The 13,453-nt window shown below is 60.7% G+C and carries 8 protein-coding genes, 1 pseudogene and 1 riboswitch; of the genes and pseudogenes, 7 read left to right on the top strand and 2 right to left on the bottom strand.

Annotated features, from left to right (window positions below):
- The first annotated feature begins 209 nt into the window (after window positions 1-209).
- Both SLH49_RS02115 and SLH49_RS02110 read left to right on the top strand, forming a co-directional pair.
- Complete coding sequence (locus SLH49_RS02115; RefSeq protein WP_320267518.1) at window positions 210-1,373, top strand: lytic murein transglycosylase; 1,164 nt, start codon at window positions 210-212, stop codon at window positions 1,371-1,373.
- Between the two features lie 62 nt (window positions 1,374-1,435).
- Window positions 1,436-2,192, top strand: a pseudogene (locus SLH49_RS02110) (IS5 family transposase).
- Window positions 2,193-2,209: 17 nt separating this feature from the next.
- On the opposite strand, the gene SLH49_RS02105 reads toward SLH49_RS02110, so the two are convergent.
- Window positions 2,210-2,581 carry a hypothetical protein gene (locus tag SLH49_RS02105; protein ID WP_320267517.1) on the bottom strand — a complete coding sequence of 124 codons (372 nt, stop codon included), beginning with the start codon at window positions 2,579-2,581 and terminating at the stop codon, window positions 2,210-2,212.
- Between the two features lie 203 nt (window positions 2,582-2,784).
- Entirely contained in the window at window positions 2,785-6,240 is a 3,456-nt protein-coding gene (smc, locus tag SLH49_RS02100) for a chromosome segregation protein SMC (RefSeq protein ID WP_320267516.1), read from the bottom strand.
- Between the two features lie 235 nt (window positions 6,241-6,475).
- A riboswitch (cobalamin riboswitch) is annotated at window positions 6,476-6,693 on the top strand.
- Between the two features lie 204 nt (window positions 6,694-6,897).
- On the opposite strand from smc, the gene cobW reads away from it, so the two are divergent.
- Genes cobW through cobO form a run of 5 tightly spaced genes read left to right on the top strand, consistent with a single transcriptional unit; the run spans window position 6,898 to window position 13,384 of the window.
- Window positions 6,898-7,956, top strand: a complete 1,059-nt coding sequence (gene cobW / locus SLH49_RS02095; RefSeq protein WP_320267515.1) for a cobalamin biosynthesis protein CobW — start codon at window positions 6,898-6,900, stop codon at window positions 7,954-7,956.
- Entirely contained in the window at window positions 7,953-8,402 is a 450-nt protein-coding gene (locus SLH49_RS02090; protein ID WP_320267514.1) for a GNAT family N-acetyltransferase, read from the top strand. Before cobW ends, SLH49_RS02090 begins: the two co-directional genes overlap by 4 nt.
- A gap of 48 nt (window positions 8,403-8,450) precedes the next feature.
- Window positions 8,451-12,125, top strand: a complete 3,675-nt coding sequence (gene cobN, locus SLH49_RS02085) for a cobaltochelatase subunit CobN (RefSeq protein WP_320267513.1) — start codon at window positions 8,451-8,453, stop codon at window positions 12,123-12,125.
- Between the two features lies 1 nt (window position 12,126).
- Window positions 12,127-12,792, top strand: coding sequence for a nucleotidyltransferase family protein (locus tag SLH49_RS02080; protein WP_320267512.1), 666 nt, complete (start codon window positions 12,127-12,129; stop codon window positions 12,790-12,792).
- Window positions 12,776-13,384 (top strand): cob(I)yrinic acid a,c-diamide adenosyltransferase, encoded by a 609-nt coding sequence (gene cobO / locus SLH49_RS02075; protein ID WP_320267511.1) that lies wholly within the window; start codon window positions 12,776-12,778, stop codon window positions 13,382-13,384. The genes SLH49_RS02080 and cobO overlap by 17 nt, the downstream gene beginning before the upstream one ends.
- The last annotated feature ends 69 nt before the right edge of the window (window positions 13,385-13,453 follow it).

Here is a 13,453-nt window from a genome sequence, read left to right as displayed (position 1 = left end):
TATGTCGCCCCGACAGAGCTTGGGCACCTCGAACCCGGTAATACTAACCAATCATCCGGGCTATCGATGTATGACAGGGTACGTCAGACTCCATTACCGTCAGGTTCGCCGGTCAGTCCGCGACGACCCGCCCATTGAACCAGCACTCACACCTTGCACTGCGGCAAACCCTTGCTACGGTCCTCCCGACAACTTGCCGGAGCCCTCTGATGCGTCTTGCCCTTGCCTTCACACTTCTTGCCAGCACCGCAACCGCCCAGACCTGCGGCGGTGACGTCAGTGCCTTCATCGCGGGCGTCAAGTCCGAGGCGCAAAGCGCAGGTCTGCCCGCTGCAACAATTGACCAGTTCTTTCAGGGTGCCCGCATCGATCAATCCGTCTTGCGCGCAGACCGAGCCCAGGGCGTGTTTCAGAAAGATTTCATCAGCTTCTCACGCGCGCTCATCTCACAAAACCGGATCAACAATGGCCGGGTTTTTGGCGACCGTTACGACCAGACCTTCAATGCGATTGAGCAGCGTTTCGGTATTCCGCGCGGCGTGCTACTGGCCTTCTGGGCGTTCGAGACCGATTACGGCCAAGTCCAGGGGTCATTCAACACACGCGACGCGCTTTTGACCTTGGCGCATGATTGTCGTCGGCCAGAGCTTTTCCGCCCGCAACTGATTGCCGCGATTGAGCTTTACCGCCGCGGTGGTATGGACCCAGCACGCACAACGGGCGCCTGGGCGGGCGAGATCGGGCAGTTGCAGAAACTGCCGCGCGAGATCGTGCGCCAAGGGATGGACGGCGACGGCGACGGAATTGTAGATCTGAAAAATTCTGCCCCTGATGCGCTGATGACAGGTGCCAATGTTCTGTCTTCACTGGGATGGCGCGCGAACGAGCCCTGGCTGCAGGAAGTCATCGTGCCATCCAATCTCGACTGGTCTCAGACGGGTCTGAACAACAAGCTGAGCGTGCAGGACTGGGCCGCGCGCGGGGTGACGGCAAGACAGGGGCGTCTTGGCCCCGCCAACCTGCCCGCATCGATCCTCTTGCCAATGGGGCGCGACGGGCCTGCCTTTATCACGTATCCGAATTTCGAGGTCTATTTCGACTGGAACAAAAGCTTTGTCTACGTAACGACAGCAGCCTACTTCGCCACCCGGCTGGGCGGAGCGGCGGTCTATGACGCTGGCAATCCGAGTGCGCCACTCAGCGGGCCGCAAATGCAGCAATTGCAGCAAAAGCTCGTGGCGCGCGGGCATGATGTCGGCGGGATTGACGGGATTCTTGGTGCAAAGACACGTGCAGCTGTCCAGTCAGAACAGGTGCGACTTGGCCTGCCTGCCGATGCCTGGCCCACGATTGATCTGCTGAACCGTCTCTAGGGTCAGGCCTGATTGATTTCCGCTTAGTGGGGTTCTTCACCGCTGTAAAAATGGCGGTGAATATGTCTGATCTTTTCTGGCTGACTGATGCGCAGATGGCGCGTCTTCAGCCCTTCTTTCCCAATTCACACGGCAAACCACGCGTCGATGGTCGGCGTATGTTGAGTGGGACTATCTTCATTAATCGCAATGGCTTAAGGTGGCGGGACGCGCCTGCTGCCTATTGCCCGCACAAGACGCTCTACAATCGTTGGAAGCGGTGGAGCGACAAGGGCATCTTCGCGCAGATGATGATCGGTTTGGCTGCCGAGCATGGTGAAAAAAGACCGTTATGATCGACGCCACCTATCTGAACGCCCACCGAACAGCGACCAGCATGGGCGTCAAAAAAGGGGGCGTGGACGCCTGATCGGTCGCACCAAAGGTGGGATGAACACCAAGCTGCATGCGATCTGTGATAGTCAAGAGCGACCTCTCTACATGTTCGTCACCGCGGGTCAGGTCAGCGACTACATCGGGACACGGGCGTTGCTCAGCAGTCTGCCCGATGTTGACTGGCTCCTCGGGGACCGTGGCTATGATGCCGATTGGTTCAGAGAAGCGTTGAAAGACAAAGGGATACGTCCCTGCATCCCCGGCAGAAAGCAACGCAAGAGGCAAGTGCAATACGACAAGCGCCGATACAAACGGCGCAACCGGATCTAGATCATGTTCGGCAGGCTCAAGGATTGGCGACGTGTGGCAACACGATACGACAGATGCACGAAGGTCTTCCTCTCAGCCATCGCTCTCGCGGCAACCGCCATCTATTGGCAATGAGTCCTGACCCTAGCAGACTAGCGAATTTCACGCACCGGAAAACGCTGACCATCTTCGGTCAGCAGGATCAGCCTGTCACCCGCCTGTACGAACTTGTCACAGCGACCGCGCAAGGTGCGAAAGTCGATGCAAACCGTACCGTCCGCGTCGATGAAATGGGTGCCAAACCAACTTCCCCCACCATTTTCAGCGGAATAGGTCCAGCTATAACTGCCGCCAGGTGAATAGCGCGATTTGCCGCCGTCATAAAACTCCAACTCGCGCCCCAAAATCAGGGCAGAGAGCGCTTTCGCGTCAAGGACGGTATCAGAGGCACGGGTTTCAAAAGGTTGCGAAACGCCGGAACTGGCGGCGACGAGACAAACAAACAGAGAACATAGAAACTTCATAACAATAGCCTAAACGAATTATCGCCTCCGCCAACTCACGAATTGGTGTCGTTAATGCAGTGGGTCAGATCTGTGCTTCGACGGTCGCGTGCCGTCGCACGCCGGTCTTGGCTTCGTGGACGATCAGTAAGCATCATGAATTGGAAGACTGCCCACGGGATGGCGGGCGGGGCGCGTTGCGTCAGCAACAGCGTCGCCCGACATCATGCCACCAGCGCTTCCGCCCGCTTCAGATCCACGGACACCAGCTGCGACACGCCCTGTTCGCCCATCGTCACACCAAAAAGCCGGTCCATCCGGCTCATCGTCACCGCATGGTGCGTGATGATCAAAAACCGCGTATCTGTCCGCCGCGTCATCTCATCCAGAAGGTCACAGAAACGCGTCACATTGGCATCATCAAGCGGCGCGTCGACCTCGTCCAGCACACAGATCGGCGCCGGGTTCGCCAGGAACACCGCGAAAATCAGCGCCAGCGCCGTCAGCGTCTGCTCCCCCCCTGACAAAAGCGACAGGGTGCTCAGCTTCTTGCCGGGCGGCTGGCACATGATCTCTAGCCCTGCCTCAAGCGGATCGTCGGATTCCACCAACACCAGCTTGGCTTCACCGCCACCGAAGAGATGCGTGAAGAGCAATCCGAAATTATCATTCACCTGCTCGAACGCCGTCAAAAGCCGCTCACGCCCTTCCTTGTTCAGGCTCGCGATGCCGGACCGCAGCGCCGCAATCGCCGCCTCCAGATCCGTCTTCTCAGACACCAAAGCGTCATGCTCGACCCGCACCTCCTTGGCGTCTTCCTCGGCCCGCAAGTTGACCGCGCCCAGACTGTCGCGCTGCCGCTTCAGCGCATTGACGTCACCTTCGATCTTCTCTGCTGCAGGCATCTGCTCCACATCGACGGCCAGGCTTTCGAGCAGTTTCTCTGGCGTGACCTCCTGCGCCTCCATGATCCGCTCGGCGGCGTAGGCGACCGTTTCGCGGGCCGCATCGCTGCGGGCTTCGGCACGGGCGCGCGCCTCACGCGCTTCCGAGGCAATGCGCTCTGCCTCACGCTCGGCATGGCCCGCATCCCGCAGCACAGTCTCGGCTTCAGCCAGCTTGTCGGCAGAGGCTTTCCGCCGCCCTTCCGCCTCATCAATCGCATCGGCAAGCTCGGCACGCTTGGCAGCAATCACTTCTGGTGCCGCTGTGGCCTCGGCCAATTCCGCCTCGGACTTTTCCTTGCGTTCGACGAGTTCCGCCGTACGTTTACTCGCCGTTTCCAACCGGTGCTTCCAGCCCGAGATCTCCTTGGTGATCTCCTGAGAGCGTTTCAGCCGCTGCTCACCTTCGCGGCGCACCTCATCAAAGGCCGTGCGGCGGGACATCATTGTGATCCGGGCAGCCTCAACCGTCATTTTGACATCCTCAACCGCCGCCCGCGCTGCATCAAGATCACCCAAATCGGATGCCGCCTTTTCAGCGCTCGCCAACGCCTTGCGCGCTGCCATCGCCTCCTCTTCATGGCGTTTCACCGCGAGGCCCAGACTCTCCAGCTTACCTTCGCTCAGATTGCGTTCTGCCTCGGCGCGGCTTGCGGCACGGTTCGCATCGGTGACCGCCTGATCAGCGTCCCGGCGCGCTTTCCGCGCGGTATGGTCCGCCTCGGTCTGCTCTTTCAGCAAGACCGTCAGCGCCTCATGGGCTTGAGCCGCACCCTGTGCCGTCGCGTTGGCGTCTTCAAGATCGCGCTTGAGCTCAGTCAGCCGGTTCAGCTGCTGCAAGCGTAATGCGGCCGTTGATGGCGCGTCTTCTGCGCCCGCGCGGAAACCGTCCCAGCGCCACAGATCTCCCTCAACCGAGACCAGCCGCTGCCCCGGCTTCAGATCCGCTTGTAAGCGAGGCCCATCGGCCTGATCCACCAGCCCGACCTGCGACATCCGCCGCACCAAGACTTCCGGCACGGCCACATAGTTGGTCAGCGCCTTCACGCCATCGGGCAATGTCTGCGGTGCTGCATAGCCCGGCAACAAAGCCCAGCCCGACTTGGCCTCAGCGCCGACAGCGGGTGCGCGCAAATCGTCGGCCAATGCTGCGCCCAGCGCCTTTTCATAGCCGCCTTCGACGCGCAAAAGGTCAAGGACCTGCCCGCCCTCGGCGGTGTCGCGTTCCACCAGCTTGGCCAATGCGGCCACCTCGGCGCGCAGCGCATTTGCCTCGCCTTCCGCCTCCGATCGCAAAGCGCGCGCTTCGCTTTCGCGTGATTGGGTTTCGGCGCGCGCTGCTTCGGTGGCCACGAGCGCTGTATCGGCGGCCTCAGCGGCCGCGATCGCCGCCTTTTCGGCCTCACCGGCACTTGCAAAATCGGCCTCGGCCTTTGTCAGGTTCGCGCGCGCCTCATCCATGGCTGCCTTGGCACGCGCGGCCTCAGCCTCGCTTTTTTCCAACGTCGTGCGACTATCATCCAGCAAGCGCTGTGCGGATTGATGCCGCGCCGCCAGACGCGCCACATCCTCTGTCATCCGCGCCGTATCAGCCTCGCGTTCCTGCAACACACCCGCCGCCTCGCGTGCTGCCACCTGTGCTGCATCCAGCCGCTTGTCATGGCCCTCTCCGGCCTTCGTGATTTCCCGCGCTTCCCATTCAAGCCGTTCAATCGTCTCGCCCGCATCCTTGTTCAGTCCAGCCTCACGCTCCATATCGCGACCGAGCTGGTCGATGCGGGCGCGCAGCGTCTCGATCATATCAAGCGCACGCTGTTCCTGATCCTTTAGCGTATCCCGTTGCACCTGCAGGCGCTGCAGAACCGCTGCCGCAATCGCCTCTTCCTCACGCAAGGGGGGCAGCGCATCTTCCGCCCCCTGACGCGCTTTGCCGGCCTCGCGCGCCGCTTTTTCAGCCTGCGCTGCCGCGGTTGTCCGCTCGCGCAACTGCTCGGACGCGGCCAAAAGCGCCTCGTCGGCCTCTTTCCAGCGGCGGTAAAGCAACATGCCCTCCGCCTTGCGCAGCTTCTCCCCGATCTCGCGATAGCGCGCGGCCTGTTTGGCCTGCCGGGCCAGTTGCGCAAGCTGTGAGGCCAGTTGTTCGATCACGTCATCAACGCGCGTGAGGTTCGTCTCGGCCCCTTTCAACTTCAGTTCCGCCTCATGACGCCGCTGATAAAGGCCCGAAATCCCGGCTGCCTCTTCCAGAATACGGCGGCGCGCCTTGGGTTTCGCGTTGATCAGTTCCGCGATCTGCCCCTGCCGGACCAAGGCGGGCGAATGCGCCCCGGTGGAGGCATCGGCAAACAGCATCTGCACATCCCGTGCGCGCACGTCCTTTGCTCCAACCTTATAGGCCGAGCCCGCATCGCGCGTGATCCGACGAATGATCTCCAGATTATCGCTGTCGTTGAACGCCGCCGGGGCCAGCCGTTCTCCATTATCGATGATCAGCGACACTTCGGCAAAGTTCCGGGCAGGCCGGGTGGAGGCACCGGCAAAGATCACATCTTCCATGCCCCCGCCGCGCATGGCCTTGGGGCGGTTTTCACCCATGACCCAGCGCAAGGCTTCCAAGAGGTTCGACTTTCCACAACCATTGGGGCCGACCACGCCCGTCAGACCATCCGCGATGATCAGATCGGTTGGATCAACAAAGCTTTTAAAGCCATTCAGTCGGAGCTTGCTAAACCGCACGCGATGTCCTGCTCTTGATTCCCTCAAGTTGACAAATTCTGTCCCTTCGCGATGGCGCGAGTCAACGCGGGTACGCTAGATAAGGCCAAAACCGGCCACTTATCCACAAGATATTGAACCTCACCCCTTCATCATGGTCCAAAAAACCCCCGCCGGAGGCATCCGACCTGTCAAGCAAAGCCGCCCGCTGCCCTGTAAGCGTCGCTTTCCACCTTGACCCTTCTGCCTCCAAAGGCGCACACATAACGCGTATGGTTCCCCGCCGATGCCCAGCATCAGGGGATGAAATGGGAATGTGGACGGGTCGATCTACCTCAGAGACCTCAAGCCACAGCCGCCCCCGCGACTGTATGCGGAGAGCGTTTGCGACAATGCCACTGGGGCAATCCCGGGAAGGCCGCAAAATGCCGAGACCCGCAAGCCAGGAGACCAGCCATGCAAAGTAACGCAACCTGCCGTCGGGGATGACGGTAAAGGAGGATCAACATGTCTATCGCATCAGGTGCCGTTCATCGCACCACGCTTAATCCAGCAAGCCCGGCAGCTCACCGCGCACAGGCGGTGTCTTCATTGGATATCAGGCGGACCACGACCGCTTAGTCCCCAAAGCATGCGGCGTGACTGCATGACATCTGACCAAACGCGATAGGACACAACATGCCCGCAAAGATCCCTGCCACCGTTGTCACCGGCTTTCTTGGCGCCGGAAAGACGACCCTCATCCGCCACATGCTGCAAAACGCCGAAGGCAAGAAGATCGCGCTCATCATCAATGAATTCGGCGATCTCGGCGTCGATGGCGATATCCTGAAAGGCTGCGGTGAGGAAACCTGCACCGAAGACGATATCGTAGAGCTTTCCAATGGCTGCATCTGCTGCACCGTGGCCGATGACTTCATCCCGACCATGGAGCAGCTTCTCAGCCGCGAGGACAAGCCCGATCACATCGTCATCGAAACCTCCGGTCTCGCCCTGCCGCAACCGCTGATCCGCGCGTTCAACTGGCCTGGCATCTCTACCAAAGTGACCGTTGATGGGGTCGTGACAGTTGTGGATGGCCGCGCCGTCCATGATGGCCAGTTCGCACATAATGTGGCTGCGGTCGATGCCCAGCGCGCGCAGGACGACAATCTAGATCACGAAACGCCGCTGTCAGAGCTCTTCGAGGATCAGGTCGCCTGCGCTGACATGATCGTCGTAAACAAGGCCGACCTTCTGAACGAAGATGAGGCTGGTGTCTTGACCGACCGCCTCAAAACCGAGTCCCGTGACGGCGTGCAGGTGGTCAAAGCCGCCATGGGCGCGCTTCCGGTCGACGTACTGCTCGGTCAGGGCATCGGGGCCGAAGCTGACCTCGAAAGCCGCCACGAAATCCACCACCATCATCATCACCACGATGACGATGATCACGATCATGAACACGAGCACGGCCATGATGAATTCGAAAGCTTCATCATCACGCGCGGCGAAGTCGCGGATGCAAACGCCTTCGCCGAACAGGTGGCCGACACAATCCGCGCGCATGGTATTCTGCGCCTGAAAGGCTTCGTCGCGGTCGCCGGCAAACCGATGCGGCTGACGCTGCAGGCCGTAGGTCCGCGCGTCGACACCTATTTCGATCAGCCGTTCGGCGATGCCGCGCGCGACACAAGGTTGGTTGTGATCGGTGAGGCCGGGCTTGATCATGCGGCCATCACAGCAGCGCTCGCCGCATGATTATCGTCGAACGGAATGACCCGCACCATCCCGGCGCCAAGGCTTTGCTCGAGCAAAGCCATGCGCTGATGCGCTCACTCTTTCCACCGGAAGAGAACTTCTTCCTCGATTTCGACGCGCTGGTCGCCCCGGATATCCACTTCTTCACCGCCCTTGAAGACGATGAGATCGTTGGCACGGGCGCGCTCAAGACCTGCGAAGGCTACGGCGAAATCAAATCCATGTTCGTCGCCGAAGAGGCGCGCGGCAAAGGCGTGGCCGACGCCATCCTGCGCCAGATCGAGGACCAGGCCCGCGAAGAAAACCTGCCCGTCCTGAAGCTGGAAACCGGTGATGCGTTGGTCGCTGCCCTGAAGCTCTATGTGCGCAATGGATATAAAACCTGCGAAGCCTTCGGCCCCTACATGACGGCAACCCGGTCAGTCTTCATGGAGAAGACGCTGTGAACTGGACGCAAGGCCGTCCCAGACCCCGATCCGGGGCCTCAACCTGAAATGCACCTGCTCGCCGCCACCCCTGGCGCCATCGCTGACGGCACCGAACCGGTTGATCTGAACCAGACACCCGCAGACGTCGTCATCATTTCGGCAGCGGATACAGAACTCGCCGCCCTCTCGGATGCGCGGGCCGAGATGGAGAAGCCGCCCACCCTGCGGCTGGCCAATATGATGCATCTGACCCATCCAATGTCGGTCGATCTGCACCTCGACAATTGCGCCACGAAATCCCGTCTCGTGATTGCCCGTATTCTGGGTGGCGCGGGCTACTGGAAATACGGATTGACCCAATATGCTGCTCGGCTGCACGAGGCTGGCGTCCCCTTCGTGGCCCTGCCCGGTGACGACAAACCGGACCCGGAATTGCGCGAACTCTCCACAGTCGCGCCGGAGGATTACGATACGCTCTGGTCCTACCTGATCGAAGGTGGCCCGCAAAACAGCAACAACCTCCTGCGCTATGCCCAGGCCCTACTGGATGACGGGGACAAACCCAGCGCACCCGCACCGCTCTTACGCGCGGGCATCTACTGGCCCGGCGCGGGCATCGCCGATCTGGATGCGGCCAAGGCAGGCTGGACCGATGGTGCACCGATCATCCCCATCATCTTCTACCGCGCCCTTGTTCAGGGCGGCGGCCTCAACCCGATCAACAAGCTCACCCGCAGCCTCAGCCGCGCAGGTCTCAATCCACTCCCCATCTTCGTGGCCAGCCTCAAGGACCCCGTCAGCACCGCAACGCTCAAAACCCTGTTTGAGGCCGCCCCGCCTGACGTCATCCTCAACTGCACCTCCTTCGCCACCGGTTCGCCGCATGAGGGCGATGACAGCCCTGAAAACCCGCTCATCACTAACAACGCGCCTATCTTTCAAGTGATCCTATCCGGCGCCGCTGAGGCCACATGGGCAGATGGACAGCAGGGCCTGACCGCCCGCGACATCGCAATGAACGTGGCGCTGCCGGAGGTCGACGGGCGCATCCTCTCCCGCGCAGTAAGCTTCAAGGGTGAGGCATTCTTTGATGAGGCCACCGAATGCCCCATCGCCACCTATCAAGCGCGCGGGGACCGGATCGATTTCGTGAGCCAGCTGACGAAAAACTGGGCCGAGCTGCGACGGACCGCTCCAAGCGACAAGAAAGTAGCCCTGATCCTCGCCAACTACCCGAACAAGGACGGGCGACTCGCCAACGGCGTCGGCCTGGACACGCCTGCAGCCACCGTCCTTGTACTGAACCTGCTACAATCCGAAGGCTACACCGTCAGCCCGCCACCCGACAGCGCCGCGCTGATGCAGCAGATTTTGAACGGCCCGACCAATTGGCTCACCGACCGGGCCGCGAAGGAAGGCGGCGAGGTCTTGCCTCTCGACATCTACAAAGCGCATTTCGAGGAACTGCCCTGGGACGTCAAGGAACAGATCACCAACCGTTGGTGCCAGCCGGACGCCGATCCTTTCCTGACTGAGGACGGCTTCGCCCTCTCGATCCACCGTTTCGGCAATGCGGTCGTCGGCCTGCAACCGGCACGCGGCTACAATATCGACCCGACGGACACTTACCACTCGCCCGACCTAGTCCCGCCACACAACTACCTCGCCTTCTATTTCTGGCTGCGACACCATTGGGGCGCGGACGCCATCGTCCATATGGGCAAGCACGGCAATCTGGAATGGCTGCCCGGCAAGGCCGTCGCCCTGTCCGAGACCTGCTGGCCCGAAGCCGTGTTCGGTCCAACACCCCATATCTACCCGTTCATCGTCAACGATCCCGGTGAGGGTACGCAGGCCAAAAGGCGGACGAGCGCGGTGATCATCGACCACCTGACCCCGCCGCTCACGCGCGCTGAAAGCTACGGGCCGCTACGCGATCTCGAAGCGCTGGTCGACGAATACTACGAGGCCGCCGGGGTCGATCCGCGCCGGATCAACCATCTGCGTCGCGAAATCCTATCCCTGTCTGAGGTCACGGGCCTCTCGAAGGACGCAGGCTTCTCCGGCGATGACGACAGCGACCTCGGCAAACTCGACGCCTATCTCTGCGAATTGAAAGAAGCACAAATCCGTGACGGGCTGCACATATTCGGAAAATCCCCAGCAGGCCAACAAGAGCGAGACCTCGCCATCGCCCTCGCACGTGTTCCACGCGGCGACGGCAAGGGGGCGAACGCTTCGCTGCTCCGGGCGCTCGCTGAGGACTTGGACCTCTCCATCGACCCGCTCGATTGCGACATGGCGGCGCCCGCGCCAGAGCAACCAGACTCTCTGGCTGATGGCACAGTCTGGCGCACAAACGGCGACACTGTGGAGCGTCTCGAAAATCTCAGCCAACGGTTACTGCGGGACGGCGGGTGGGGCGATGTAGGGTTCACCCCACGAGCGTCACAGGCCGTCCTGACCGAAATCCAGGAGCGTATCCTGCCCACGATCAAAGCGTGCGGCGAGTCCGAGGGGTCGGCCCTACTCTCCGCCCTTTCAGGGCACTTCGTCGGCCCGGGCCCGTCCGGCGCCCCGACGCGTGGACGGCTGGACGTCTTACCAACGGGCCGCAACTTCTACTCCGTCGACAGCCGGGCCGTCCCCACACCAACCGCCTGGGCACTGGGCTGGAAATCGGCCAACCTCCTGCTCGACAAGCACCTCCAGGACCACGGCGACTGGCCGCGCACGATGCTGATCACTGCATGGGGTACCGCCAATATGCGCACCGGCGGCGATGACATCGCGCAAGCGTTGGCCCTGATGGGCGTGAAACCCACATGGGACAGCGCAAATCGGCGTGTCACAGGTTTCGACATCCTGCCACAATCAGTGCTTGGACGGCCCCGCGTTGACGTGACATTGCGCATCTCCGGCTTCTTCCGCGACGCCTTCCCGCAACTCATCACACTGGTGGACAGCGCCGCCCGCGCTGTTCAGGCCCTTGATGAACCCGCCGACCTCAACCCTGCCGCCGCCCGCACCAGAGCAGGAGAAGACCAGACCCGCGTCTTCGGCTCCAAGCCTGGCGCTTATGGTGCCGGCCTTCAGGCCCTGATTGATGAGCGCATCTGGTCGGACAAAGCGGATTTTGCCGAAGCCTATCTGGAATGGGGCAGCTACGCCTATGGTGCTGGCGCCGAGGGCCGCAAGGCCCGGAAAGCCATGGAGCAGCGCCTATCACAAACTGAAGCCATCGTGCAAAACCAGGACAACCGCGAACACGACATCCTCGACAGCGACGACTACTACCAATTCGAAGGCGGTGCCGCCGCCGCCATCAGCACGCTACAGGGCCAAGACCGCCCCATCTATCACAACGACCATTCCCGCCCCGAACGGCCCGTCATCCGGACATTGGATGACGAAATCGGGCGCGTCGTCCGCTCCCGCGCCGTGAATCCTAAATGGATCGACGGGGTCAAACGCCACGGCTACAAGGGCGCCTTTGAGATCGCGGCCACGGTCGACTACCTCTTCGCCTTCGCGGCCACTACGGGCGCCGTCCGCAACCATCATTTTGATCTGGTCGAAGAAGCATTCATCAAGGACGAGGACATCCGCGATTTCATCGCTGACGCCAATGCCCCAGCCCTGAAAGAGATTGCAGAACGTCTGCAAGAGGCCATCGACCGCAACCTCTGGACCCCTAAATCCAACTCCGCCCGCGCACGCATTGCGGGGCTATTGACCTAAGATGAAAAATAGCACTGAAACCAACCATCTGCGGTTTGCCGATCAGCCGGGCACGCATCAACGGACCGCGCTGACCGAGATCGTTCGATCTTGCGCCCCGCTTATGACCGCCTTCGAACAGGCTCGCGCGCTTAACCTGCCCGATTGGTGGATCGTTTCGGGCGCGATCTACAACCAAGTCTGGAACAACTTGACAGGCAAGCCCGACCTTTACGGCGTGAAGGACATTGATCTCTTTTACTTTGACCCCGATACCATCTATGCCGCCGAAGATCGGATCATCCGGAAAGGTGCGACGCATTTTGATACTGCCATTCCAGTCGAAATCCGTAATCAGGCCCGCGTGCATCTTTGGTACAAGGACCATTTCGGAGAGGACTACGCACCGCTTTCACAAAGCACCGACGGGATCTACAATTTTGCCTGCAAAACGCACGCGATCGGGATGCGACTGAAACCGGATGATAGCTTCGACATCTATGCACCGTTCGGATTGAATGACATCTTTGGCTTTCGACTAGTGCCCCACACCAAACGCGATAACCGCGCGACCCACGAGGCCAAAGGACACCGACAGATGACGCTGTGGCCGGAACTCAGCTTTGTCCCCTGGCCCGAAAACCCCGATGCCGATGCGAAAGGAGTGCCCAATGACCGAAGAGGATGACCGCCACGCCGCGAAGATGGCGAAGAAAAAAGCCGCGCGCGACAAGATCATGGCGACGAAAACCGACAAAAAGGGGCTCATCATCGTCCATACCGGCAAGGGCAAGGGCAAGTCCTCGGCCGCTTTTGGCATGATCTTCCGCTGCATCGCGCATGACATGAAATGCGCCGTGGTGCAGTTCATCAAGGGGGGCATGTCAACGGGCGAACGGGACCTGATATTGTCGAAATTCAGCGATACCTGCGCGTTCCACACGATGGGTGAAGGCTTTACCTGGGAAACCCAGGACAAATCCCGCGACACCGAAATGGCCCAGGCGGCCTGGGCCAAGGCCAAGGAACTGATCCTAGACGAGACCAACAGGATGGTCTTGCTTGATGAGATCAACATCGCCATCCGTTATGACTATGTCAGTGCCGCCGAAGTCGTAGCCTTCCTGCGTGACCATAAGCCCGACATGACTCATGTTGTTCTCACCGGGCGCAACGCCCACGAAAACCTGATCGAACTGGCCGATCTGGTCACCGAAATGGAGTTGGTTAAGCATCCATTCCGCTCCGGCATCAAGGCCCAGATCGGTGTAGAGTTCTGAGGACGGCATATTTATCGAGACCAATCCGCAACGCTGCATAAATTACCACAAGATCGGCCTACCAAAAAA

This window comes from Cognatiyoonia sp. IB215446 (assembly GCF_033963825.1).
GTDB lineage: Bacteria > Pseudomonadota > Alphaproteobacteria > Rhodobacterales > Rhodobacteraceae > Yoonia.
This window is presented reverse-complemented; position numbering and strand designations above follow the sequence as displayed.